This is a genomic window from Cupriavidus sp. DF5525 (genome assembly GCF_040149425.2).
Taxonomy (GTDB): Bacteria; Pseudomonadota; Gammaproteobacteria; order Burkholderiales; family Burkholderiaceae; genus Cupriavidus; species Cupriavidus pickettii_A.
Genome location: NZ_CP168265.1, coordinates 4,187,456 through 4,211,135 on the forward strand (window position 1 = coordinate 4,187,456; position 23,680 = coordinate 4,211,135).

The following is a 23,680-nucleotide window of genomic DNA, read 5'->3' on the forward strand; positions in this document are numbered from 1 at the left end:
GATCACGCGACCGTGGCCTCGGTGGGAGGTTTAAGAACGGCGTGCTGCAGCGTGGCACGCAGGTCGGCATCGGGCACGGTGGTAATGAACGCCTCGCCGAGCTTCTTCAGCAGGATGAACTTGATGCTGCCGGCCTCGGCCTTCTTGTCGACCTTCATCAGTTCGATATAGCGATCGGTGCCCAGTTCCGGCGCCACCACCGGCAGCATGGCCGCCTGGGTCAGCGTGCGGATGCGCGCGAGCGTCTCGATATCGATAAATCCAAGCCGGTGCGACAGGTCGGCGGCCATCACCATGCCGCAGCCCACCGCCTCGCCGTGCAGCCATGCGCCGTAGCCCATGCCCGCCTCGATCGCGTGGCCGAAGGTGTGGCCGAAATTGAGGATGGCGCGCAGGCCGCCCTCGCGCTCGTCCTGCGCCACCACGCCGGCCTTGATCTCGCACGAGCGCTGCACGGCCACCGCCATCAGTTCCGGGGCGCAGTCGTTCAGCGCCTTGATATTGCGCTCGATCCAGCCAAAGTACTCCGCATCGGCGATGGCGCCATGCTTGATCACCTCGGCCATGCCAGCGGCCAGCTCGCGCGGGGGCAGCGTGCGCAGCGTGTCGATGTCGGCGATCACCGCGTTGGGCTGGTGGAACGCGCCGATCATGTTCTTGCCGAGCGGATGGTTGATCCCGGTCTTGCCGCCCACCGACGAATCGACCTGCGCCAGCAGCGTGGTTGGCATCTGGATGAAGGGCACGCCGCGCATGTAGCAAGCGGCCGCAAACCCGGTCATGTCGCCCACCACGCCGCCGCCCAGCGCGACCAGCGTGGTCTTGCGGTCGGCGCCGGCCCGCAGCAGCGCGTCGAAGATCAGGTTCAACGTTTCCCAGTGCTTGAAGGCTTCTCCGTCGGGCAGCGTCACGGTGCGCACGGTCTTGCCCAGCGCCTTCAGGCTGGCTTCCACCCGCGCCGCGTACAGCGGCCCCACGGTTTCATTGGTGACGATGACGGCGTGTTGCCCGCGCACGTGCGGGCGCAGCAGCTCGGCGTTGTCGAGCAGGCCGGTGCCAATATGGATGGGGTAGCTTCGCGCTCCCAGGTCAACTTCAAGCGTAATCATGGATTGGGGTCCTGCGCCGGCTGCCCGGGCTGGCCGGACTGCTCGGCGGCCGGCTGCGGGGGATCGATCGGGAAACCGGCCATTTCGAGTTGCATCAACACCATATTAGCAAGCTGCGCCACCGAGGGCTTGCCGGTTTCGATGATGAAGTCCGCCACCTCGCGGTAAAGCGGGTCGCGCTCGGCGTACAGCGCCTCGAGCTTGCCCTTGGGATCCTCGGTCTGCAGCAGCGGGCGGTTGCGGTCGTGGCGGGTGCGCAGCCACAGGTCGTGTGGGCTGGCGCGCAGGTACACGACCGTGCCGCGAGCCTTCAGCACCTCGCGGTTCTCGGCACGCAGCACGGCGCCGCCGCCGGTGGCCAGCACGATGCCCTGGCGCTCGGCCAGCTCGCGGATCATGGCGGCTTCGCGGTCGCGGAAGCCCGCCTCGCCCTCGTGTTCGAAGATCACCGGGATGCGCACGCCGCAGTGCGCCTCGAGCTCGTGATCGGAATCGAAGAACGGATAGTGCAGGCGCCGCGCCACCGTGCGGCCCACGGTGGTCTTGCCGGCGCCCATCAGGCCGACGAAAAAGAGGTTCGGTCGATCGGATTCCGGTAGATCGGAGTCGCGTCGATCCGGAGCGGGGCGCTGTGCCGCCGGCCCTGTCGCTGAGGCTGTCACTGGACTGTCGTTCGGGAGCGCGGCATGCGGGCCGTCCTCCCCGGTTGGGAACTGCATCATCTTCTTATGTTGTGGCGCGCCCGGCAAGTGGCGGATGCAGCATGGGCCACATGCCGGGATCCGACCCGTCCTCCCAGGGCCGTCTCCTCGCCCGGACGGCCGCGGTGCGCAAAAAAAAATGGCCGCATCGGTCGATGCGGCCTGTCAGTCTACTGTATCCCGCCCGATGCGCGGACCACCGCCGGCTTCCGCCTACCTCAGCGACACGCTGTCGTTCAGGATCCGCGGCGTCAGGAACACCAGCAGCTCGGTGCGGTTGCGCACCTTGGCGTTGCTCTTGAACAGGTAGCCCAGCACCGGGATATCGCCCAGCAGCGGCACCTTGTCGGTGTCGTTGGACTCCGTCTGGGTGTAGATGCCGCCGATCACCACCGTGCCGCCGTTCTCCACCAGCACCTGGGTCTGCACGTGCTTGGTGTCGATGGCAAAGCCCGAGGTGGTCTGGATGCCCACGCTGTCCTTGTTCACGTCCACGTCCAGCAGGACATTGCCTTCGGGCGTGATCTGCGGCGTCACCTCCAGCTTCAGGTTGGCCTTGCGGAACTGCACCGAGGTAGCACCGCTGGAGGTCGCCGCCTGGTACGGCAGCTCGGTACCCTGCTCGATCAGCGCCTTGATGTTGTTGGCCGTGACCACGCGCGGGCTGGAGATGATCTTGCCCTTGCCGTCCGCTTCCAGCGCCGACAACTCCAGTGCCAGGAATTTGGTGGCGGCGCTGTTGAACAGGCTGACCGCGACATTGGCGGGGTTGGTGCCGTTGATGGCGCCGGCCGGCAGGCTCAGGAACGGGCCGTTGTCGGAAGTCGCCCCGGGCAGCACGTTGTTGTACGTGTTGCCGACGCGGGCGTTGTTGTACTGCCCGGCAAAGCCCAGCTTCACACCCAGGTTGCGGCTGAAGGAATCGGTGGCCTCGACGATGCGCGCCTCGATGATCACCTGGCGCACCGGGATATCGATCTTGCCGACAAAGCTCTGCACCTCTTCCAGCTTGCTGGCGATATCCGACACGAACAACTGGTTGGTACGCGCATCGGCCGTCAGCGAACCGCGCTTGGACAGCATGCGCGCACTGGCGCCCGCCGCTCCCGCCGCACCGACCGCGGGCACGGCACTGCCGCCGCCGCCGGCGTTCATGCCCAGCAGCATCCGGCGCACGTCCTCGGCGCGCTGGTAGTTGAGCTGGAACACCTGGCTGCGGATCGGCTCGAGATCATTGATCTGCTGTTGCGACTCCAGTTCGAGCTTTTCCTTGGTCTGCAGCTCGGCCTTGGGCGCCACCCACAGCACATTGCCATTGCGGCGCGACGCCAGCCCCTTGGCATCCATCACGATCTGCAGCGCCTGGTCCCACGGCACGTCCTTCAGACGCAGCGTCAGGTTGCCCTGCACGCTTTCGCTGGTGATGATGTTCAGGTTGGTGAAATCGGCAAACACCTGCAGCAGCGAGCGGATGTCGATGTTCTGGAAGTTCAGCGACAGGCGCTCGCCGCGGTAGCCCGGGCCGCTGATCAGCTTGGTCGGGTCCTCCTTGACCGGACGCACTTCGACCACGAACTGGGTGTCGGTCTGGTAAGAGCTGTACTCCCAGTTGCCGTTCGGCTCGATGGTCAGGCGCGCGTTGCCGTTGGCATCGTTGGCGCGCAGGCTCTGCACCGGCGTGCCGAAGTCGCTGACGTCGTAGCGACGGCGCAGGTTGTCGGGCAGCGTGGTGCCGAGGAAGTCGACCACCACGTGCTTGCCCTGCTGCGCGATATTGATGCCCGAGTCGCGCGATGACAGGTCCACCACCACGCGCCCGGCACCGTCGGCACCGCGACGGAAGTCGATATTGCGCACCGACGGCCGCGCCGCAGCGGCCACCGGCGTCACTGTCGCGGCCGGCGCAAACGTTGGCGCGGCGCTCTTGACCGCGGGCGCCACATTATCCAGCGCCACCACGAAGTAGTTGCCGCGCACCTCGGTGCGATAGGTGGCGGTGCGCGTGAGGTCGACGATCACGCGGGTGCGGTCGCCTATCTGCACTACGTTGGCAGTCTTGACCAGCTTGCCGCCGTAGTCATACTGCGCGCGCCGGTTGGCAAAGCCGGTATCAAAGAAATCGATCGCCAGCCGTGCCGGGTTCTGCGTGGTGAAGTCCACCGGCTTCTGCGCCGGCGGCCGTTCGAGCTCGATCGTCAACACGGTCTGCTCGCCGACCACGCTGGCGTCCACCGACTTGACCCGGTTGCTTTGTGCCAGCGCGGCCGGAGCGGCCAGCACCAGCGTCGTCATCACGGCGCCCGCGAGCGCACGGTACCAGCGCGCGAGGGTCATGCCGCCACCTCCAGCTTCAGGCTGGTCATTTTCTCTTTCCACTCTGATACCCCCTCCCGGACCAATTCACGCAACACGATCTCCTGATCGGTGATGCGGACCACCCGGCCATAGCTCTGGCCGAGATACTGACCCACCTTGATGTGGTGGATCTTGTTATCAACTCTTACGATGCCGAAGGTTTCCCCGTTCTTCTTCATCATCCCGAGCATCTTGAAGTTCTCGAGCGGGTAGTCTTCCAGCGGCTCGCGGCGCCGCCCGGCCTCGGGCGAATCCGGCAGCGTCTTGTTCAGCTCGCCGATCTTGGCCTGCGCGAACGGCTCGGGCGCGTTGGCCACGGCGTACTCGCGCGGCACGTAGGGGCGGGCCTCCGGCAGCGGCTCAGGCGGTTTGGCGCGGGCGTTGCGGGTGGCGTCCATCCACTGTCGCAGCGCGGCTTCGTCGCTGGCGCCGCAGGCGCCCAGCAGGCCGACCGCGAGCGCTGCAACCGCGACCGTACGCGGCGCTGCGGCCCATGCCAGGCTACGGATACGGACGGTGCGGCTCATTTGGCACCTCCCTGCTTGGCGGCGGCGGCGGCCGCGGCGGCCTTGCGCTGCGCGGCCTGTTCTTCGGGATCGAGCGCGCGGTAGGCCATCGCCACTGCCTCCATCGATAGCCCGCCGTCCTTGGTATTGGCCAGTTGCAGGTTCTGCATCGACACGATGCGCGACAGCGCGGCCACGTCGGCATTGAACTGCGCCACCTCGTGGTAGCGGCCGGTCACGCGCAGGTTCACCGGGATCTCGGCAAAGTAAGGCTTGATCACCGCCGCCTGCGGCTTGAACAGCTCGAACTGCAGGCCGCGCGCGACGCCGGCGTGGTTGACGTCAGCCAGCAGCGCGTCCATTTCGGTCTTGTTGGGGAGCTGGCGCTCGAGCAGCGCCACGCGCTGCTCCACCTGCTTCTTCTGCTCGCGCAGCGCGTCGAGGTTGGCCACCTGCGTCACCTTGGACTGGTACGCCTGCCTGAGGCTTTCCTGCTCCTGGCGCTGGCGGTCGAGTTCGTCGAATTTGGCGCTCCAGTAGAACTGCCAGCCCAGCAGCAGCACCAGCGCCGCGGCCATTACCGCGAACAGCACGCGCGGCGCGGCCGGCCAGGTTTCCGGCTCGTTCAGGTTGAGCCCGCGGAACTGGCTGGTGAGGTCAGCCAGGTTGATTTCGGTATTGAGCGCCATGGTCAGGCCTTTCCGGCTGCGGGGGCTGCTGCGGATGCGGGTGTCGGTACGGCTGGTGCGGAAGCTGCCGGCGCGGCCTTCTTGCCGTCCGCGCCCTGCGGCGTTCCCGGCGCGCGGTAGGCAAAGCGCATCGAGAAGTCGAACAGGCGGCGCTGCTCGCGCAGGTTGTTGGTCATGGTGACCGCCTTGGACTCGACCAGCTCGGCCTTGTCCAGCCAGGCCACGCCGCTCAGGTTGCGCAGCAGTTCGGAAATGCGCTCGTTGGACTGCGCCACCCCCGCGATGGTGAAGGACTCTCCGGTCTGCTTGAGGCTGGTCAGGTAGACGCCTTCCGGCACCTGCCGCACCAGTTCCTCGAGCAGTTGCACCGGGCGGTTGCGCTCGGTCTGCAGGCTTTCCACCGCCTTCTGCCGTTGCAGCAGCGCGTCGATATCTTTCTTGAGGCTGTTGACCTCGCGGATCTGCCCGTCCAGTTTGGCGTTCTCGGCACTCAGCACCTGGTTGAGCGCGACCTCGGAATCAATGCGCCCGTCGATATAGAGCCCGCCCAGCAGCACCACCGCCGCGCCGCCGGCCGCGGCGGCGCCCAGCATCGAATAGACCTTCTTGCGGCGAGCCGCCTTGCGGGCTTCGTGGTAGGGCAGCAGGTTGACCGAAGGCAGCGTGTTCGTAGACATTCGAATGCCTCCGGTGCGTTATTGCAGGCCGCGCAATGCGAGGCCGGCACTGACGATATACGCCGGAAGGTCGCGCTGCAGGTAGCGCTCGTTGACCTTGGCGTTGGTCGCCATGTTGGCGAACGGGTTCGCCAGCGTGGTGGTGATCTTGGTCTGCTGCTGGATCGCCGCCTGCACGCCGAGCAGCGAAGCATGGCCGCCCGACAGCAGGATCTCGTCGACCCGCCCCAGGCTGGAGCTGGAGATGAAGTTGCCGATCGCGGCCTGCACTTCCATCGCCAGCGCGTCCAGCGACGGCTTGAGCAGTTGCCCGCGCCAGGCTTCAGGCAGCGTGTTCTTGCGTTTCTTGATCTCGGCCTTGAGCGCGTCGAGCGTGAACATGCGCGCGGCGCTCTGCGTGAGCTGGTCGCCGTAGCTGTTCAGCGGCTGTTCGTACAGCTCTTTCCAGCCCTGGTAGAAGATCGCCTTGGAGCGGCTGCCGCCCAGGTGGACCACCGCCACCACCGGTAGCGCGCGGGCATCGGCCTCGGACATTTCCTGCGGCACGCCCAGCATCTGCACGATCGAGCGCTGCACCGCGTATTCCTCGACGTCCATCACCTGGGGCTTGAGCCCGGCCATCTCCGCCGCGGTCACGCGCTCCTGCACGCGGTCGCTGTTGGCCGCGGTGACGCGCACGCCGATGCCGCCCTCGGTTTCGCTCGGACCGATCACGGCAAAGTCGAAGTTGACCGCCTGCGACGGCGGATAGAGCCGGTGCGCCTCGGATTCGACCTGGGAGTAAAGCTCGTCTTCGGACAGGTTGTCCGGCAGGCTGACCGTCTGCGATTCGGTCAGCATGGATGGCACGCCCAGCACCACGTCTTTCGAGCGGATGCCAGCCTTGCCGAGCGCGCGCTTGAGCGCGATCCCGACTGCCTCGATATTGATGACGTTGCCATCGGCAACGGCGTTGCGGTCCAGCAGTTCGCTGGCGCATTTTTCCAGCCGATAGTCCTGCCTGCTGCCCCCTACGGACAGCTCGACTACCTTGACACTGGACGACCCGATATCTACGCCGACCGTAGTCCGGCGCAGAAGCCCCGACAAAATGCCCCGTCGCAAGGTGACCCCCTGACATTTGAACTCGCCCCTGGCGTCAACGCTCTAATCGGGCGAGCCGTGTTTCTTGAATGAAACCTTTGCTCTTTTATGTTGGCCGATTCTCACAAAAACCAGCACCGGTGGCAATGTGCCGAACTGACCACGACTACTTTTTCAGAAGCCTCGTGCCATTTCGTTGCCAAAACCCCACGGTCGTCGGGTTCCCTTCCGCAGCCGGCTGTTGCAGGCAACTTCGGCTTGCTAGCTGGTATCCGTCGTATTACATCTTGTAACAGCGCGATAGCGGCGCCCGGGGCACTGGGCGCGCGGATGGCCCGATCCCGGAAGATATAATCCCGGGCACCCCTGACTAGGTATTTCCCTTATGGCCACCGCACAACACAAGCCGTCCCACCCTGCCCGCCGCTCGATCTGGGCGCGGCTCATGTTCGGGGCGGTCGGACTGCTTGTCGCCGGCGCCGTCGTAATCGCGCTGCTGCTTGGCTACGCGCTGCTGGTGGCCGCGCCCAACCTGCCGTCGCTGGACACCATCACCGACTACCGGCCCAAGATCCCGCTGCGCATCTACACCGCGGACAACGTGCTGATCGGGGAATTCGGAGAAGAGCGGCGCAACTTCGTGCCCATCGCCGAAATCCCGGACGTGATGAAAAAGGCGGTTCTGGCGATCGAGGACGACCGCTTCTACGAACACGGCGGCGTCGACTTCGTCGGCGTAATGCGCGCCGGGCTGGCCAATCTGCGCGGCGGGCTCTCGCAGGGCGCCTCCACCATCACCATGCAGGTGGCGCGCAACTTCTTCCTGTCCAGCGAGAAGACCTATACCCGCAAGATCTACGAGATGCTGCTGGCGTACAAGATCGAGGCCAACCTGAACAAGGACCAGATCCTCGAGCTGTACATGAACCAGATCTACCTGGGGCAGCGCGCCTACGGCTTTGACAGCGCCGCGCGCGTGTACTTCGGCAAGTCGGTGCGCGAGGTGACGCCGGCCGAGGCCGCCATGCTGGCCGGCCTGCCCAAGGCGCCGTCGGCCTACAACCCGGTGGTCAACCCGCGCCGCGCCAAGGTGCGCCAGGAATACATCCTGCAGCGCATGCGCGACCTGCGCTACATCACGCCCGAGCAGTACGACGAGGCCGTGCGCTCAGAGCTGAAGGTGCGCACCGAGGGCAACGAGTTCTCCACCCACGCCGAGTACGTCGCGGAAATCGTGCGCCAGCTGATGTACGCGCAGTACCGTGAAGAGACCTACACGCGCGGCCTGACGGTCTACACCACGCTGACCAAGCCCGACCAGGACGCCGCCTACGAGTCCGTGCGCAGCGGCATCATGAACTACGAGCGCAAGCACGGCTACCGCGGCCCCGAGGCCTTTATCGACCTGCCTTCCGATCCGGCCGAGCGCGAGCAGGCCATTGACGATGCGCTGGTCGAGCACCCGGGCAGCGGCGACCTGCGCTCGGCCGTGGTCACCAGCGTGTCGGGCAAGCAAGTGAAGGCGACGCTGCTGTCCGGCGAGGTGGCGACTATCGAAGGCTCGGCGCTGCGCTTTATCTCGCCGTCGCTGTCGGCCAACGCGCAGCCGAAGATGAAGATGCGCCCGGGCGCGATCATCCGCGTGACCCAGGATGAGAAAGGCAACTGGTCGGTCACGCAGCTGCCGGAAGTGTCCGCCGCGTTCGTGTCGATCAATCCGCAGGACGGCGAAATCCGTTCGATGGTGGGCGGCTTCGACTTCAACCGCAACAAGTTCAACCACGTGACCCAGGCCTGGCGCCAGCCGGGCTCCAGCTTCAAGCCGTTCATCTACTCGGCGGCGCTGGAAAAGGGGTTCTCGCCTGCCACGGTGATCAACGACGCGCCGCTGACGATCGGCCCTGATACCGGCGGCCAGGTGTGGGAGCCGAAGAACTATGACGGCCGCTTCGAAGGCCCGATGACCATGCGCCGCGCGCTGGCCAAGTCCAAGAACCTGGTCTCGGTGCGGATCCTGCGCGCGATCGGCACGCAGTACGCGCAGGACTACATCACGCGCTTCGGCTTCGAGGCCGACAAGCACCCCGCCTACCTGCCGATGGCGCTGGGCTCGGGCGCCGTGACGCCGCTGCAGATGGCGGGCGCGTACTCGGTGTTCGCCAACGGCGGCTACCGCGTCAACCCGTACCTGATCCAGAAGGTGGTGGACGCGCGCGGCAACGTGATCTCCGAAACCCATCCGCAGCGCGCCGGCAGCGACGCGGTGCGCGTGCTGGACGCGCGCACGGCCTTTATCGCCGACACCATGCTGCGCGACGTGGTGCGCTACGGCACCGCCAACAGCGCCAAGCAGCGCCTGGGCCGCAATGACCTGGCCGGCAAGACCGGCACCACCAACGACGCGGTCGATGCCTGGTTCGCCGGCTACACGCCGAACCTGGTGGCGATCGCCTGGATGGGCTACGACCAGCCCAAGAGCCTGGGCGTGCGCGAAACCGGTGGCGGCCTGGCGCTGCCGATCTGGGTCGGCTACATGAGCAAGGCGCTCAAGGGCGTGCCGGAATCGCCCGAGCGGCCGGCGCCGGAAGGCGTGCTGATGGTGGGCGGCGACTGGACCTTCGAGGAGAACGCCGGCGGCGCCGGGGTGGCTTCGGTGGGCCTGGGCGATCCGTGGCCGGGCAAGCCGGAGGAGTCGACCACCCCGCAGGCCGATACGGAGCAGGAGAAGCGGAAGATCCTGGAGATGTTTGGCGGGGCGTGATGGCTGCCGCCAGACAGCAGAAAGCCGGCCACGTGGCCTAGGCGGTCGCTTAAAGTGTTGATGTAATTCTCAATGGCCATCTCTGGACTAGCAGAGATGGCCATTCTCTTAGGCAAAATTTCTTCCACAAGAGAACACGGCGACAAAACGCAGTTTTCACTGCGCCGCTCGAGGTCCTAGAGGTCTCGAGCTGAAAACCACACTTCTATCCCGTTGGCAATGACGCCACATCAGGCTCGCAGACGGTCTGCGGGGAAGGGGTTTCGACCTGGCAGAGGAACCAATTGCGGAGGTTTTCACCCCATCGCTTCCGGTTCTTGCCTAGAGCCCGAGCGACATCTCTCCATTGAGCCCCTGCCAGGGCCGTCTTGCTCTGCTTCGGGGTGGCTGGCAGGTGCGAAAAGACGAGTCGCTCGTTGTGCCTCTTGACGAAGCACTGGGCACCCACTGTCTTCCAGGGGATACCGTACAAAGCTTGCCGGCCCAACCAAAGAGAGGCGGACTCATCCGCGCCGATTCGATTGGGACGGCCATATTTGGTGAAGCCTCCGACCGAACTGTACGAAGGGTTCACCAAATAGAGCCGAACATGAGCTTTTTCACAGGCACGGGTCATCAGCTCTGCGAACTGTGAGCTTGCAAACGAGCTTAGCATCTCGTTGTATCGCTTGTTGACGCCGCCGGCGCGCAAGCCGGCCTTCTTCGTCGCGAAATCCAGGTTCTCGATGGCCACTGCGAGGCCTAGGCGCTTGCCCAGGCGGGCAAGCTCTGCAACGGTTGTTCCGATGACTTGCTTGCGTACAGCGTCGGAAAGGCCTTTTAGGTCCCAGCCGAGAAAGCCGCTCTGCGGATGACCCTCCCGCAACCGGTTCCCATCGGGCTTCACCACAGCCCAGGCAACGCCCCGGGCATTCAAATCCAGTCCAAGGACACCAGCCTCTCTAGTGCGAGCGGTCTCTGGGTTGAAACCGGTGGGAACGTCAACGCTCGCTTGCAGATACCAAATGCGCTCGCCGGCCGGTGATAGCCTTTGCAAGAGCCGCATTGTGACAGGCCGCTTTCCAAACGCGTCAATCAGCGCTGCGCGGGCCGCGCCCCGATGCGAGGCAAAGTCGACCCCGTCAATCACAATGAATCGGCATTTCATGCGAAGGGGCATCACCTTTTGCGGCCCTCCGCTGCGAGGAATGCCCAAAGCGTCCATGCGTTCATGCGCAAGCTTGTCCGTCAACCGGACGCGCAACTGGTTGGTATCCGGCAGCCACTGTAGTTCGCTATTGCCGCTGGGCTTAGCCGTATGTCCTATCGACCAGACCTGACCGTTTCGGGCTGTGTCCCAGGCCTCGTGCCAATCCTCGACAGAGGCGAATGGAGTGGTCTCGGTGTTGTGTTCGCCGGGCCGCTGCTGAAGCAGCTTCTTCGAGCCAAAACAGAGACTGTAGCGGCCTTCATCAATAGCTTTAAGCAGCGCGGACAGCTTGCCGCGCTTGGCAGTAAGAACGCGTTCTTTTTGTGCAACCCAGTTGCGGCAAAATTCGAGTTCGGTATCGACTTCCCGTAGGCGGGCTAGCGTCGTAAGGTAGCGGTTTGAACGGGCTTTCCCCGGCTTCGGTGCTACTTTATCGCGTTGAGCGCGTAGCTTGGCTTGCCGTTTTGACAGGGCCTGAATTTTCTTGCCTTTGTCGGCTAGTGCGCATTCGTCGCTGAATGGCCAGCTCAAGCTGACCTCGTTCGTACTTTTTGAGTTCGACCAAGCCTGCATGGCGCATTTCAGCTTGCCTCAGCATGGAATCGACTTGATGCGAGGTAAAGCCTTCCCTCGTTAAGGTGGCGTAGGCGGTCGTTCGAGTGAGGTTTTGTCGATACAGAAGACTCCAAGCCTTACGCGCGCCCCACGACCAGCGTTCCGAGTTAGCCGCCAACAAGGCGGCTAACTCGGGGGTCAGATTGAGGCGGGCTTCAAAGGTGTGGAGCAAAGGCCTACCTAGAGCACTGTATGGATATACAGCACTCTATGCTTCTCTCGTTACCCCCGTCAACACTTTAAGCGACCCCCCTTGCCACGTGGTTCTTTCCATCGCGCGGTGCAGTTCAGCCCAGCTTGAGGGCCGTGCCCGCCTGCTCGCTCAGGTAGCCCGACAGCGCCGCATAGAGTTCGCCGCCATTGCGCGTATCGACCCAACGCTCGCCGTCGCGGCGGAAGTGGAAGCCGCCGGCGCGCGCTGCCACCCACAGTTCCTGCATCGGTGCCTGGCTGTTGATGATGATCTTGGTGCCGTTCTCGAACTCCAGCTCCATCACGTTGCCGGTGCGGCTGATTTCGATATCGGCGCCGGCCGCGTCGGCGGCCGCCTCGACCGCGGCTTCGATGCGGTCCAGCTCCTGCGTGGCCAGGGCCAGGAACTCGCTTTCGCTCAAGGGGGGCATGCTAAACTCCGAGACCGCCGTTGCCGCCGCTGCCCGGACCGGGCGTACGTGGCGCGAACGGCGTTTTTTGTTAAGAAGTACTTGTAGAGAATTCTGCGGATGCCTCGGCCGCTGCGTCGGGCAATCCAATGCCTTGCCAACAGCCTAAAGGACGACCCGATGCTACGTCGTGTTGCGATTGTATCGGCGTTTGCCGCCACCCTTGCGATGCCCCTTCTGGGCGGATGCGGCATCCGCGGGCCGCTGACCATGCCCAAAGTGCCACCCGAGCCGACCGCGCCGACCGCGCCCGATCCTGGCCTGGGCCGTGCGGACGCCGTGCCGGCTGCACCGGCCACGCCTGCCGCGCAGCCCGCATCGTCCCCCGCCGCCCCCACCACCCGATAACCATGACCGCATTTTTCCATCGCCAGGACGGCGCGCTTGCCGTCGAGCAGGTGCCGCTGGCGCGTATCGCCGCTGAATTCGGTACGCCCACCTACGTGTATTCGCGTGCCGCGCTGACCGCCGCCTACCAGGCCTACGCCGCCGCCTGCAAGGGCCGCAACGCGCAGGTGCAGTACGCCATGAAGGCGAACTCCAACCTGGCCGTGCTGCAGGTGTTCGCCAAGCTGGGCGCGGGCTTCGACATCGTCTCGGGCGGCGAACTCAAGCGCGTGCTGGCCGCCGGCGGCGACGCGCGCAAGGTGGTGTTCTCCGGCGTGGGCAAGAGCGCGGCGGAAATGGAGCTGGCGCTGGCGCACGACGTGCGCTGCTTCAACGTGGAGTCGATCCCCGAGCTGGACCGCCTGAATGAAGTGGCCGGCCGCGTGGGCAAGCGTGCACGCGTTTCGCTGCGCATCAACCCGGACGTCGACGCCAAGACCCATCCGTATATCTCCACCGGCCTGAAAGGCAACAAGTTCGGCATCGCCTTCGAGGACGTGCTGCCGACCTACCGCGCCGCGGCCGCGCTGCCGCACCTGGAAGTGACCGGCATCGACTGCCATATCGGCTCGCAGATCACTGAGGTCGAGCCCTACCTGGAAGCGCTGGACAAGGTGCTGGACGTGGTCGAGGCGCTCGAGCGAGAAGGCATCCGCCTGGAACACATCGACGTGGGTGGCGGCCTCGGCATCACCTATACCGACGAAACCCCGCCGGACATCACCGGCTTTGCCACTACGCTGCTGGAGCGCGTGGCCGCGCGTGGCCATGGCCACCGCGAGGTGCTGTTCGAGCCGGGCCGCTCGCTGGTAGGCAACGCCGGCGTGCTGCTGACGCAGGTGGAGTTCCTGAAGCCCGGCGCGGCCAAGAATTTCTGCATCGTCGATGCCGCCATGAACGACCTGGCGCGTCCTGCCATGTACGAGGCCTATCACCGCATCGAGCCGGTGGCGCTGCGCGACGCGCAGCCGGTGACCTACGACATCGTTGGCCCGGTGTGCGAGTCGGGCGACTGGCTCGGCCGCGACCGCGCGCTGGCGCTGGAACCGGGCGACCTGCTGGCGGTGATGTCGGCCGGCGCCTACGGCTTCACCATGAGCTCCAACTACAACACCCGTCCGCGCGCCGCCGAAGTGATGGTGGACGGTGCCAACGTGCACCTGGTACGCGAGCGCGAACTGGTCGAGGACCTGTTCCGCGACGAGCGCCTGCTGCAGGACTGATCCCCTGGCGCAGCCCGCCTACGCGGCGGGCTGCCGCGCCCCACTGGCCGGCGTGCGCGCCCGCCACCACACCCGCATCCCCAGCAGGACAAACACCACCGCGGCATAGATCGACACTTCACTGAAGTCGTTCTTGCCCGCCTTGTGCCACCAGTAGTGCAGGATCGCCAGCACGGCGATCGCATAAACCAGCCGGTGCAACGCCTGCCAGCGCTTGCCGCCCAGGCGCCGCACCATGCCGTTGGTCGAGGTCAGCGCCAGCGGGATCATCAGCACGAAGGCGCTGAAGCCCATCGTGATAAAGGGCCGCTTGTACACGTCCTTGACCATGTAGGCGAGGTCAAACCCGCGGTCCACGCCGATCCACAGCAGGAAGTGCTGCAGCCCGTAGAAGAACGCAAACAGACCCAGCATGCGCCGCAGCCTGATCAGCCAGTTCCAGCCCGTGAGCCGGCGCAGCGGCGTGATGGTCAGCGTCAGGCACAGCATAACCAGCGTCCAGGTGCCGGTCGAACGCGTGACGAATTCGAGCGGGTTGGCACCGTACTGCTCGGTGGCGCCCAGGTACAGCAGCCGCACGAACGGCAGCAGCGCCAGCAGCCAGACCGCGATCTTGACCGCACGCACGCGCTGCGGCGTAAGCGCGGCCAGGCGTGCGAGGCCGCCCGGTTTGCGTGCGGCCGCAGTGGCCGCGCCTGTGGAGAGAAGAGCCATGCGTTGCCTTGCCTCAGAAGAACTTCTTCAGGTCCATGCCCTGGTACAGCGCGGCCACTTGCTGGCCGTACCCGTTGAACGGCAGGGTCTTGCGCTTGGGCGCGAACAGCGCGCCAAAGCCGCTGCCGCGGTCCTCGCCGATGCGGCGCTCGGTGGCCTGGCTCCAGCGCGGGTGGTCCACGTCCGGGTTCACGTTCGAGTAGAAGCCATACTCCTGCGGAGCGGCCAGGTTCCAGCTGGTCGGCGGCTGCTTGTCGACAAAGCGGATCTTCACGATCGACTTGGCGCTCTTGAAGCCGTACTTCCACGGCACCACCATGCGCACCGGCGCGCCGTTCTGGTTGGGCAGCACCTCGCCGTACAGGCCGAAGGTCAGCAGCGCCAGCGGGTGCATGGCCTCGTCCATGCGCAGGCCCTCGCTGTAGGGCCAGTCGAGCACGCCGCTGCTGACGCCGGGCATCTGCTTCTTGTCGGCCAGCGTGATGAACTGCACGTACCTGGCACCGGGCAGGGGCTCGACGCGCCGGATCAGCTCGGCCAGCGGATAGCCGGTCCACGGGATCACCATCGACCAGCCCTCCACGCAACGCAGGCGATAGACGCGCTCTTCCAGCGCGGCAAGCTTCATCAGCTCGTCCAGATCATAGACCTTGGGCTTCTTCACCAGCCCCTCCACCGAGACCTGCCAGGGGCGCGGGCGCAGCGTGCCGGCGTTGCGCGCCGGGTCGGACTTGTCGGTGCCGAACTCGTAGAAGTTGTTGTAGGTGGTCACGTCCTCGTAAGGCGTGCGCTTTTCCGTGATGACGTAGGTGTTGTTAGCGGTAGCGGGCAGCTTGGGGCCGTGGCGCCCGGCCTGCGCGTGCGCTTCGCGCATCAGCCAGGGCGCCAGTGCCGAGCCGGCGGCCCCGGCCGCGGCCAGGCCGAGCAGGCGGCGGCGCGAGGCAAAGACATCGCGGGGCGTGATCTCGCTGCCGGCAATATCTTCGCCACGCAGCCACTTGGGGGACGGAATCAGCATGTTGTGCCTCGTTGCGCATACGGGCGCGCGCACCATGCGCTGGCTCGTATGCAGGTTTTGACCAGCCGCGCGGGCCGATAGTGCTGGCCCGGCGCGGCTGGCCAGCGGCCTGCGTCGCTTTGTCGCACCGCGTGCGAGCGGGCTGCGGGCCGCATGGCTAGCCTCCCTGGTACTGGCGATACACCGCCTGCGCCAGCGTCAGCAGCCGTGCCCGTTCAATCGGGGCGGCCAGCGCAAAGCCCATGCCGCGGTCGATCCAGTAGAACGCCATCGGGTCGCCGCCGGAAGCCACCCGCGCGCGGCGCTCGCGCGGCATGTGCTCGACGCGGAAGCCGGTGTCGGGCGTGCCCTGCGCCATGCGCCGCAGCTGCAGCGACAGGCGCGTGCCGTCGTCCGACTCGTACATCAGGATCGCCGACGGGCCGCCCTCGGCCACGCCGAGCCGCCCGCCGATCAGGTGGAAGCCCTGCGCGCGCAGGTCTGGCACCTGCAGCGACATGCCTAGCCGCTTCGACAGCCAGGCGATCAGGTGGGCTTCGTCGTTCGCCGGCACTTCGACCGGGTGGCGCATCTCGGGCGCGTAGACCGCGTGCGTGGCCAGCGCCTCGCGCGCAAAGCGCTCGCCCGGTGCCATCGCCACCGTGCTGCCTTCAAGGCGCGCGTGCGCCATCCAGCCAAGCGCGCCGCCGACGGCCACCAGCAGCACCGAGGCGCAGGTGGCCGCGAGCGCCATCGGCCAGCGCGGCCACTGCAGGCGCATGGCCTCGCGGCGGCGGCCATCGCCATGCAGCCCGGGCGGCAGCGCCGCAAGCGGCACGGGCTCGTTCAGTACCGGGTCCAGCGCGCCGTGCAGCGCATCCGTCTGTCGGCGCCAGGCGGCCACCTGCGCCGCCGCCTCGGGGTGCTGCGCCAAGTACGCTTCCACGGCCGCGCGGCGCGCGCCGGTGAGCTGGCCGTCGGCGTAGGCGTGGAGGTCCGCTTCGTGGATGCCGGACATCATTTCACCCGCTGCAGGGAATTGCCGGAGGGGTTCACGGCGGCCGCCTGCACAGAAACGTTGGTGCCGTCGAGCAGCCGGCGCATCTGCTCGCGCGCACGCGCCAGGCGCGACATCACCGTACCCAGCGGGATGTCGAGCACGCGCGCGGCCTCGGCATAGGTCAGTTGTTCCAGGCTCACCAGCAGCAGCACCGCGCGCTGCGGCTCCGGCAGTTGCGCCAGCGCCTGGACCAGGTCGCGGCGCAGGCCGGGGTCTTCCGCAGGAGCGCTGACCTCGGGCAGGGTCTCGGTTGCCACCACCAGCTCCTTCCGGCGCAGCGTATTGAGCCGCAGCCGGTGCATCAACGTCAGCAGCCACGGCAGCAGGCCGTCGCCACCGTCGCCCCACCATGCGCCGGGGCGCAGGCGGAAGCGCCAGCGGTAGCGCAGCGCACGCTCGAGCGTGTCCTGCACCAGGTCGTCGGCCAGCGCCGCGTCGCCGGTGAGGCCGCGCGCATGGCGCCGCAGCCGCGGCGCCAGCGCGACGAGCTGGCCGTCAAATCCTTCCATGGCGTGGCTGCCGCGGCGCTCGCCTTGCCGTCAGGGCTTGGCGATATGCCAGACGTTGTTGAGGTTGTCGCCAGTCCGGTCGCCCGGCTTGGCGTCCTTGGCGAAACGGTACAGCGGCATGCCGCGGTAGGCCCACTGCTTGCTGCCGTCATCGCGCGTGATGATGGTGTACTGGCCAGTCGGGCTGGTGCCCGGCGCGGCCATCAGCGGCGGCCAGTTGGTGGCGCACGGGCCGTTGCAGGCGCTCTTGCCGCTGCCGGCGGTGTCGCGGTCGAAGGTATACAGCGTCAGGCCCTGCGGGTCGGTCAGCACGCCACTGGTCACCTTCACCGTGGGCGGCAAGTTGCCGGCGCCACCGCCACCGCCCATGCCCATGCCGGAACAGCCGGCGAGCAGGACAGCCGCACAGCCGAGCGCGAGCGCGGCGGGACGAAGGAGGGATGCTGCAGAGGTTAGACGCACACGTGCCATGATCTTGTTCTCCATGCAAATCGGTGCCGCCAGCCGGCACCGCTCCTCAAGTAAACACCCGATGTGATGCCTTTATTCCGTCACGTCACAAAAAAATTCGAAAAAAAACCTGCCCGAAGGCAGGTTTTTGCATCGCACCATGGCGCGTCATCAGAGTTCGCCGTAGCTGTGCAGCCCCGACAGGAACATATTGACGCCCAGGAACGCGAAGGTCGTCACCAGCAGGCCGACCAGCGCCCACCAGGCCGCCACCGTGCCGCGCAGGCCCTTCATCAGCCGCATATGCAGCCACGCCGCGTAGTTCAGCCACACGATCAGCGCCCAGGTTTCCTTGGGATCCCAACTCCAGTACCCACCCCAAGCCTCGGCCGCCCACAGCGCGCCCAGGATCGTGGCGATCGTGAAGAAGGCGAAGCCGACCGCGATGGCCTTGTACATCACGTCGTCGAGCAGCTCCAGCGACGGCAGCCGCTCGGCCAGGATGCCACGCTGCTTGAGCAGGTAAGCGACAGATACCATCGCCGCCAGTGCGAAGGTGCCGTAGCCGATAAAGTTTGCCGGCACATGGATCTTCATCCACCAGCTCTGCAGCGCCGGCACCAGCGGCTGGATCTCCTGCGCATTGCGGCTGACCGTGTACCACAGCAGGAAGCCCACCGCGGCCGACACCACCAGCATCACGAACGGGCCCAGCGCGCGCGTGGCGTAGTGGCCTTCGTAGTAGAGGTAGAACAGCGAAGTAATCAGCGTGAACAGCACGAACACTTCATACAGGTTGGAGACGGGGATATGGCCGATGTCGGTGCCGATCAGGTACGACTCAAACCAGCGCACCAGCATGCCGGTGAAGCCCAGCACGATCGCGCCCCAGCACAGCTTGCTGCCGATGCTGTAGCCGGTGTCCGAGCGCGTGGCCAGCCCGACCCAGTAGAACAGCGTGGACAGGAACACCAGCGCGCTCATCCACAGGATGGCCGACTGGCTCGACAGGAAGTACTTGAGGAAGAAGGCCTGGTCCGCGCGCGCGAGCTGCCCCTGGTAGAGCTGGATCGCAAACAGCGACAGCACCGCCAGCACCAGCATCAGCGGGCGCACCGGCTTCCAGTGCCAGCCAAGCAGCGCAAAGGTCGGCACGGCGCCGATCAGCACCGCCTTATCGTAGCCGTCCATCCACTTCCCGTATTGCGACAGCGCCACGCCGGCGCCGGCGGCCAGCGCCAAGGCGAAGAGCCAGTCCACCCAGCTGAGGCGGCGCAGGAAGGAAGGTTCGAGATAGGCCTCGTCGGCGGCCCCGGTTTCGGCGCGCGTGGTGTTGGCCTGGTTCACATTTGAAGACATAGCGTACCTGCTCGTTACTTCGCTGGTTACTTGCGCGGGTCAGGCGCGTGGGGCGGCGCGGCGGTGGCCGGTGCGCCGTGCGCGGACGAATCCGGCGCATCGCCGCTGCCACCCGAGGCGCGGCCGATATCGTCCCGCAGTGCGGTGAATTCCTTCTCGAAATCCATGGTGCGCCGCTGGGTCGACATTGCCATCAGCACGTGGCTGCCCGGCTCCGTGACGTCGCCTTCGGCGGGCTTGTCCTTGATCCAGACCCAGACGCGGCGCTCGCGGATATAGAACATCGCGAACACGCCCAGCACCAGCAGCAAGCACCCAAGATACACGATGTTCTTGCCCGGCGCACGGGTCATCTGGAACACGCTGGCCTTGATCTCCTTGAAGTCATCAAGCTGCAGGAACACCGGCGCGCCGTAGAAGAAACTGTCCGACAGCGCGTTGATCGCCTGCTGCAGGAAGGTGCCGCTCTGTGCGCTGTTGGCCACCACCGGCACCTTGTCCTGCGCGCGCGCCAGCTGCCACAGCTCCCACATCGAGCCGTTCAGGATCTTCAGCAGCACGTCGGCCGCTTTCTGCTGCTCAGCCGGCGGCACGGACTTTTCCAGGAACGCGGCGATCGCGGTGAAGCCGCCCGGCGGCGAGTCAGGCGTGGGCCGCACGGCGCCGGCGAACAGGTCGAGCGCGCGCAGCGCGCTTTCGGCCAGTTGGCGGCGCAGGTCGGCTTTGTCGTCGCCAGGCATCGACGCCAGCGCGAAGCGGCGCGCCGCCTCGCCGCGCAGGCCGCGGTCCTGCAGCGCGGCGCGCAGCCGCATCCAGTCGGCCACGCTGCCCTGGTCGTCGGCCGGGATGCGCAGGTAGCGGAACTGTTCGCTGGGCGATTCACGCATGCCGGCCAGGAACACCGACTGGCCGTCCATCTGCACCGGCACCATGTAGTTGTTGAATTCGCGCGCCTGGCCGTTGCGGTCGCGCAGCTTGTATTGCACCGAAGGACCGACGTTGCGCAGCGTCTTGGCGCGGTCGGTGCTGGCGGCGGCGCCGAGGTGTTTTTCCAGCGTGTCGTTGAACGACTTGCGTGCCACCCCGCGCGCATCGGGCTTGCCCGAGGCATCGGTGACGTTCTCGATATTCATCAGCCGGAAATCGCTGAACTCGACCGTCATGCCTTCGCTGTCCGCGCTGGTGCCCGTGCCCGCCAGCGGCTTGTTGCCGCCCACCGCGCCGTCGATGGCGAAGGTGGCGTGGCCGCTCCCCTGCATCGGGTAGCCGACGAACTTAAGGCGCGAGCCGCCGTCCTCGAAACTGGACTGGTAGATGGCGATGCCGTCGACGATCAGCGGCTCGTTGACCTTGATGGTGGCCTCGGTCTGCTTGCCGGTGGCGCGGTCGGTCACGATCACGTCCGAGGCGAACAGCTTGGGCATGCCGGTCTCGTAGAAGTCGATCTTGAACTTCTTGAGCGTGAGGGCAAACGGCAGGTCCTGCACCAGCGCGCCGTCCGAGATATTCAGGATGGCGGTGGACACGGTGGCGCCCTCGGGCACGAAGGCGTTGCCGCGAAAACCCGGGTTGCTGGCCGGCAGCCGGTGCTGAGGCGGGATCTCGCTGATTACGGCGTTGCCCCTGATCGTCGTCTTGCCGCCGAACCACATCTGCGCGCGGATCAGCATGTCGCCGTCCAGCAGGCCGCCGATGCAGATCACCACGATGGCCGTGTGCGCCAGGATATAGCCGGCCTTGTTGGCGGCGCCGGCCTTGGCAGCCAGCAGCGTGGCGCCGTCATGCTCGACCGCCTTGAGGCGGTAGCCGCGGTTGCGCAGCAGCGCCGACAGCCGGGTCACCGCCTCGGCGCGCGGGCGCGCGCCGTCGAACTCGCCGCGGTGATGGAAGGCGCGCAGGCTGCGCTCGCGCACATGGTCCTTCCAGGAACGCATGTCGGCCACCATCTTGGGCGCGTTTCGCACCAGGCAGAGCGAGGTCGATGTCACCAGGAAGGCCAGGATCAGCAGGAACCACCAGGAGCCATAGACCTTCTGCAGCGACAGCGCGTGGAAAATATCGGCCCAGAACGGCCCGAACTGGTTGACGTAGTTGGAATACGGCTCGTTCTGCTTGAGCACGGTGCCGACCACGCTGGCGATGGCGATCACGGTCAGCAGCGCGATCGCGAAGCGCATCGAGGACAACAATTCGACCGCGTCGCGCAGCACGCGGTGAGAGGTCTTCAGGTGCAGCCCTGAAGTGGAGGCGGTCGACATGTGAAGGGAAACCTAAAACAAGCCTGCAGCTATGAAATAAAAAAGGGCGGACATGCTTGAACAAGCAGGCCACCCTTTTCGATTGTGACGGTCGCGTTCGGTTGCATGCCGGGGCATGCCAACCAGGGCGCCGGCGCCTGGCGGCGCCAGCGGGAGTCGTCAGCCGTAGTCCTTAGCGGACCCCGGCGACGTAGTCCGCCACCGCCTTGATCTCGGCATCCGACATCTTGGCGGCGATAGTCGTCATGACCGGGTTGTTCTTGCGGGTGCCCTGGCGGAACGCCACCAGTTGTGCCTCGGTATATTCCGACCACTGGCCGGCGATACGCGGGTACTGGGCCGGGATGCCGGCGCCGGTGGGGCCGTGGCAGGCAGCACAGGCGGGCACGCCCTTGGCCGCGATGCCGCCACGGTAGATCTTCTGGCCGGCTTCGATGGTGTCCTTGTTCTTGGCAGTGGCCGGCTTGAGCGACTGCTTGGCCAGGTAGGCGCCGATGTTCCGCATTTCCTCGTCGGACAGAACGGACGCCATCGGCACCATGATCGCGTTGTTGCGCGCCTTGGACTTGAAGTCAGCCAACTGCTTGTGGACGTACTCAGGATGCTGGGCGGCCAGCTTGGGGTTGGCAGCGGCAGCGCTGTTGCCGGCGGCGCCGTGGCAGCTCAGGCAGGCGGGCACATTGCGATCAGGGGCACCTTGCGTGTACAGCGTTTCACCCTTGGCTGGGTCAGCCTTCGCGGCGGCCTGCTCGGCGGCAGATGCCAGTCCGGAAAGGGCGGCGGCAGGAACGGCCAGAGCCAGGACACCCAGAATCTTCGCAATGCGGTTCATTCGCACACCTTCTCTGAATTGTTTTGGATACCGTAATGCGTGCCGGCCGGCGTTCTGCTGGCGGTGAGGACGCGCCGGTGCAGAAGCCTGACATCGTGGCGTGGCGCGCGGCTGGCCTGTCCCCCGACCGATCCGCGACGTCACCGCCGGCGGCAGACCCCGCCGCCCGGCCCCGCACCGGATCCGCTGCGGCAACGCCGCTACGCGCAATACGGAAACAAGGCACTACCCACGATGGAACGACACACTAGGCTTCCCGCCCGGACAACGGCAGCCGAGGCACGCAGCCAGGGATGCCACGCGTCACCCGCTCAGGAGACCGTAAACCGGCGTATTGTACAATAAGATATGTGCCGGATTGATGCCTTGCGCCCCGCTGAGCCCCGATGAACTTCCTCCGGGCTGCGCCAGATCAACCCCCGGACGGCGGCCATGGCCGTCTGCCATCCCACCCTGGCGGGACCCCGGCCACCGCACGCGCCATGCGCGCCGCCGCGGCGCCCCGCCCCACCGCTCGAGCGCATGTCCCTCCTTCACCAGGCCCGCTTTTTCATCACCGTCAATCACCTGCGCGACCTGCCTGCCACGGCCGTGCCGGAGGTGGCGTTCGCCGGCCGCTCCAACGCCGGCAAGTCCACTGCCATCAACATCCTGTGCAATCAGAAAAGGCTGGCGTTCTCGTCGCGCACGCCCGGGCGCACGCAGCACATCAACTACTTTTCGGTGGCGCCGGTGAAGGCGCCCGATCCGCTCGCCTTCCTGGTTGACCTGCCCGGCTACGGCTATGCGGAAGTGTCAGGCTCGGCCAAGTACCACTGGCAGGGCCTGCTGAGCGACTACGTGCAGAGCCGGCCGCAGTTGTCGGGCCTGATCCTGATGATGGATGCGCGCCGCCCGTTCACCGATCTCGATTGCCAGATGGTGGAGTGGTTCCTGCCGACGGGACGGCCTATCCATGTGCTGCTGACCAAGGCCGACAAGCTGACCAACAGCGACAACGCCAAGGCGCTGCGCGAGACGCGCAAGATGCTGCAAGGCTATGCGGAGCAACTGGAAACGCCGGTGCCGCTGACGGCGCAGCTGTTCTCCAGCCTGAAGCGACGCGGCATCGAAGAAGCTCAGGGTGTGATCGCGGGTTGGCTGAACCTGCCGGAAGCGCAGAAGGCCGCGGAGAAGGGAGCGGAGAAAGGCGCGCAGAAGGCTGCACAGCAGGGCGAAGCTTCCGCACCATCCGAAAAGCCCGAGCCGCCCGCCGCTGATCCCGCGGCGTGAGCGCGACGCGCGCTCGGCCATGTTGCGGCGAGCGCGCAAAAAAAAGCCCCGTTGCAAGCAACGGGGACGAACTTTCCCGCCGCGTGGGCGGGACCCGCTCAGGGAGGAGTAGCGGGGGACACCGCGCCACGCAGGGCGCAACGCAAAGTGTCCGCGAGTATGATAGCGAGCACGTTCAAAAGTTTAGTTTTTCTTCAGCCGGCATCTTTGCGCCGCGCGCGCAGTGCCTGCCGGCTCGCAATCGGGACCCATCGGGATGCAGTAACGCTCTT

21 protein-coding genes are annotated in these 23,680 nt (G+C 66.2%); 4 read left to right on the forward strand and 17 right to left on the reverse strand.

From position 1 onward, the window contains the following. Positions 1 to 2: 2 nt before the first annotated feature. The 7 genes from aroB to pilM form a co-directional block, all read right to left on the reverse strand. Complete coding sequence (gene aroB / locus ABNX08_RS19540; protein WP_022536831.1) at positions 3 to 1,109, reverse strand: 3-dehydroquinate synthase; 1,107 nt, start codon at positions 1,107 to 1,109, stop codon at positions 3 to 5. Continuing rightward, a complete protein-coding gene (locus tag ABNX08_RS19545) occupies positions 1,106 to 1,666 on the reverse strand; it encodes a shikimate kinase (RefSeq protein WP_041681165.1) in 561 nt (186 codons plus the stop codon). The genes aroB and ABNX08_RS19545 overlap by 4 nt, the downstream gene beginning before the upstream one ends. 357 nt (positions 1,667 to 2,023) lie before the next feature. Beyond that, the gene (pilQ, locus tag ABNX08_RS19550) at positions 2,024 to 4,144 is read right to left on the reverse strand and encodes a type IV pilus secretin PilQ (RefSeq protein WP_022536833.1); all 2,121 of its coding nucleotides are present in this window, start codon (positions 4,142 to 4,144) and stop codon (positions 2,024 to 2,026) included. Next, entirely contained in the window at positions 4,141 to 4,692 is a 552-nt protein-coding gene (locus ABNX08_RS19555; protein ID WP_022536834.1) for a pilus assembly protein PilP, read from the reverse strand. The genes pilQ and ABNX08_RS19555 overlap by 4 nt, the downstream gene beginning before the upstream one ends. Beyond that, positions 4,689 to 5,360 carry a type 4a pilus biogenesis protein PilO gene (locus tag ABNX08_RS19560; RefSeq protein ID WP_022536835.1) on the reverse strand — a complete coding sequence of 224 codons (672 nt, stop codon included), beginning with the start codon at positions 5,358 to 5,360 and terminating at the stop codon, positions 4,689 to 4,691. The genes ABNX08_RS19555 and ABNX08_RS19560 overlap by 4 nt, the downstream gene beginning before the upstream one ends. 2 nt (positions 5,361 to 5,362) lie before the next feature. After that, positions 5,363 to 6,037, reverse strand: a complete 675-nt coding sequence (locus ABNX08_RS19565; RefSeq protein ID WP_022536836.1) for a PilN domain-containing protein — start codon at positions 6,035 to 6,037, stop codon at positions 5,363 to 5,365. 18 nt (positions 6,038 to 6,055) lie between these two features. After that, positions 6,056 to 7,126, reverse strand: a complete 1,071-nt coding sequence (gene pilM / locus ABNX08_RS19570) for a type IV pilus assembly protein PilM (protein WP_349605161.1) — start codon at positions 7,124 to 7,126, stop codon at positions 6,056 to 6,058. 379 nt (positions 7,127 to 7,505) lie between these two features. Here pilM and ABNX08_RS19575 point away from each other — a divergent pair, with 379 nt between their 5' ends. Further along, positions 7,506 to 9,881 carry a penicillin-binding protein 1A gene (locus ABNX08_RS19575; RefSeq protein ID WP_022536838.1) on the forward strand — a complete coding sequence of 792 codons (2,376 nt, stop codon included), beginning with the start codon at positions 7,506 to 7,508 and terminating at the stop codon, positions 9,879 to 9,881. Positions 9,882 to 10,086: 205 nt separating this feature from the next. On the opposite strand, the gene ABNX08_RS19580 is transcribed toward ABNX08_RS19575, so the two are convergent. Both ABNX08_RS19580 and cyaY read right to left on the reverse strand, forming a co-directional pair. Next, positions 10,087 to 11,601 carry a hypothetical protein gene (locus ABNX08_RS19580; RefSeq protein WP_374063627.1) on the reverse strand — a complete coding sequence of 505 codons (1,515 nt, stop codon included), beginning with the start codon at positions 11,599 to 11,601 and terminating at the stop codon, positions 10,087 to 10,089. 371 nt (positions 11,602 to 11,972) lie between these two features. Then, positions 11,973 to 12,308 carry an iron donor protein CyaY gene (cyaY, locus tag ABNX08_RS19585; protein WP_022536840.1) on the reverse strand — a complete coding sequence of 112 codons (336 nt, stop codon included), beginning with the start codon at positions 12,306 to 12,308 and terminating at the stop codon, positions 11,973 to 11,975. Between the two features lie 159 nt (positions 12,309 to 12,467). Here cyaY and ABNX08_RS19590 point away from each other — a divergent pair, with 159 nt between their 5' ends. Together ABNX08_RS19590 and lysA are read left to right on the forward strand one after the other, a co-directional pair. Continuing rightward, positions 12,468 to 12,695, forward strand: a complete 228-nt coding sequence (locus ABNX08_RS19590) for a hypothetical protein (protein ID WP_374063628.1) — start codon at positions 12,468 to 12,470, stop codon at positions 12,693 to 12,695. A gap of 2 nt (positions 12,696 to 12,697) precedes the next feature. Beyond that, the gene (lysA, locus tag ABNX08_RS19595; RefSeq protein ID WP_022536842.1) at positions 12,698 to 13,957 is read left to right on the forward strand and encodes a diaminopimelate decarboxylase; all 1,260 of its coding nucleotides are present in this window, start codon (positions 12,698 to 12,700) and stop codon (positions 13,955 to 13,957) included. Positions 13,958 to 13,975: 18 nt separating this feature from the next. Here the strand turns inward: lysA and msrQ are convergent, their stop codons facing one another. The 8 genes from msrQ to ABNX08_RS19635 all read right to left on the reverse strand — a co-directional run bounded on the left by msrQ (position 13,976) and on the right by ABNX08_RS19635 (position 22,136). After that, positions 13,976 to 14,671, reverse strand: coding sequence for a protein-methionine-sulfoxide reductase heme-binding subunit MsrQ (msrQ, locus tag ABNX08_RS19600; protein ID WP_022536843.1), 696 nt, complete (start codon positions 14,669 to 14,671; stop codon positions 13,976 to 13,978). A gap of 13 nt (positions 14,672 to 14,684) precedes the next feature. Further along, entirely contained in the window at positions 14,685 to 15,689 is a 1,005-nt protein-coding gene (msrP, locus tag ABNX08_RS19605; protein WP_022536844.1) for a protein-methionine-sulfoxide reductase catalytic subunit MsrP, read from the reverse strand. Positions 15,690 to 15,846: 157 nt separating this feature from the next. Beyond that, complete coding sequence (locus tag ABNX08_RS19610; protein WP_349606685.1) at positions 15,847 to 16,689, reverse strand: anti-sigma factor; 843 nt, start codon at positions 16,687 to 16,689, stop codon at positions 15,847 to 15,849. Further along, positions 16,686 to 17,237, reverse strand: a complete 552-nt coding sequence (locus ABNX08_RS19615) for an RNA polymerase sigma factor (protein ID WP_022536846.1) — start codon at positions 17,235 to 17,237, stop codon at positions 16,686 to 16,688. Before ABNX08_RS19615 ends, ABNX08_RS19610 begins: the two co-directional genes overlap by 4 nt. A gap of 30 nt (positions 17,238 to 17,267) precedes the next feature. Then, a complete protein-coding gene (locus ABNX08_RS19620) occupies positions 17,268 to 17,708 on the reverse strand; it encodes an ATP/GTP-binding protein (protein ID WP_022536847.1) in 441 nt (146 codons plus the stop codon). 150 nt (positions 17,709 to 17,858) lie between these two features. Next, positions 17,859 to 19,046 carry a c-type cytochrome biogenesis protein CcsB gene (gene ccsB, locus ABNX08_RS19625; RefSeq protein ID WP_022536848.1) on the reverse strand — a complete coding sequence of 396 codons (1,188 nt, stop codon included), beginning with the start codon at positions 19,044 to 19,046 and terminating at the stop codon, positions 17,859 to 17,861. Between the two features lie 26 nt (positions 19,047 to 19,072). After that, positions 19,073 to 21,304: a cytochrome c biogenesis protein ResB gene (locus ABNX08_RS19630; RefSeq protein WP_022536849.1), complete on the reverse strand. Its 2,232-nt coding sequence runs from the start codon at positions 21,302 to 21,304 to the stop codon at positions 19,073 to 19,075. 172 nt (positions 21,305 to 21,476) lie between these two features. After that, complete coding sequence (locus ABNX08_RS19635) at positions 21,477 to 22,136, reverse strand: c-type cytochrome (RefSeq protein WP_022536850.1); 660 nt, start codon at positions 22,134 to 22,136, stop codon at positions 21,477 to 21,479. Positions 22,137 to 22,658: 522 nt separating this feature from the next. Here ABNX08_RS19635 and yihA point away from each other — a divergent pair. Then, positions 22,659 to 23,408 carry a ribosome biogenesis GTP-binding protein YihA/YsxC gene (yihA, locus tag ABNX08_RS19640; RefSeq protein ID WP_022536851.1) on the forward strand — a complete coding sequence of 250 codons (750 nt, stop codon included), beginning with the start codon at positions 22,659 to 22,661 and terminating at the stop codon, positions 23,406 to 23,408. Positions 23,409 to 23,680 lie beyond the last annotated feature (272 nt).

Coding starts and splice junctions, on each gene's coding strand:
- aroB (WP_022536831.1), bottom strand. CDS start 1,109: ATGATTACGCTTGAAGTTGACCTGGGAGCGCGAAGCTACCCCATCCAT.
- ABNX08_RS19545 (WP_041681165.1), bottom strand. CDS start 1,666: ATGGGCGCCGGCAAGACCACCGTGGGCCGCACGGTGGCGCGGCGCCTG.
- pilQ (WP_022536833.1), bottom strand. CDS start 4,144: ATGACCCTCGCGCGCTGGTACCGTGCGCTCGCGGGCGCCGTGATGACG.
- ABNX08_RS19555 (WP_022536834.1), bottom strand. CDS start 4,692: ATGAGCCGCACCGTCCGTATCCGTAGCCTGGCATGGGCCGCAGCGCCG.
- ABNX08_RS19560 (WP_022536835.1), bottom strand. CDS start 5,360: ATGGCGCTCAATACCGAAATCAACCTGGCTGACCTCACCAGCCAGTTC.
- ABNX08_RS19565 (WP_022536836.1), bottom strand. CDS start 6,037: ATGTCTACGAACACGCTGCCTTCGGTCAACCTGCTGCCCTACCACGAA.
- ABNX08_RS19575 (WP_022536838.1), top strand. CDS start 7,506: ATGGCCACCGCACAACACAAGCCGTCCCACCCTGCCCGCCGCTCGATC.
- cyaY (WP_022536840.1), bottom strand. CDS start 12,308: ATGCCCCCCTTGAGCGAAAGCGAGTTCCTGGCCCTGGCCACGCAGGAG.
- ABNX08_RS19590 (WP_374063628.1), top strand. CDS start 12,468: ATGCTACGTCGTGTTGCGATTGTATCGGCGTTTGCCGCCACCCTTGCG.
- lysA (WP_022536842.1), top strand. CDS start 12,698: ATGACCGCATTTTTCCATCGCCAGGACGGCGCGCTTGCCGTCGAGCAG.
- msrQ (WP_022536843.1), bottom strand. CDS start 14,671: ATGGCTCTTCTCTCCACAGGCGCGGCCACTGCGGCCGCACGCAAACCG.
- msrP (WP_022536844.1), bottom strand. CDS start 15,689: ATGCTGATTCCGTCCCCCAAGTGGCTGCGTGGCGAAGATATTGCCGGC.
- ABNX08_RS19610 (WP_349606685.1), bottom strand. CDS start 16,689: ATGATGTCCGGCATCCACGAAGCGGACCTCCACGCCTACGCCGACGGC.
- ABNX08_RS19615 (WP_022536846.1), bottom strand. CDS start 17,237: ATGGAAGGATTTGACGGCCAGCTCGTCGCGCTGGCGCCGCGGCTGCGG.
- ABNX08_RS19620 (WP_022536847.1), bottom strand. CDS start 17,708: ATGGCACGTGTGCGTCTAACCTCTGCAGCATCCCTCCTTCGTCCCGCC.
- ccsB (WP_022536848.1), bottom strand. CDS start 19,046: ATGTCTTCAAATGTGAACCAGGCCAACACCACGCGCGCCGAAACCGGG.
- ABNX08_RS19630 (WP_022536849.1), bottom strand. CDS start 21,304: ATGTCGACCGCCTCCACTTCAGGGCTGCACCTGAAGACCTCTCACCGC.
- ABNX08_RS19635 (WP_022536850.1), bottom strand. CDS start 22,136: ATGAACCGCATTGCGAAGATTCTGGGTGTCCTGGCTCTGGCCGTTCCT.
- yihA (WP_022536851.1), top strand. CDS start 22,659: ATGTCCCTCCTTCACCAGGCCCGCTTTTTCATCACCGTCAATCACCTG.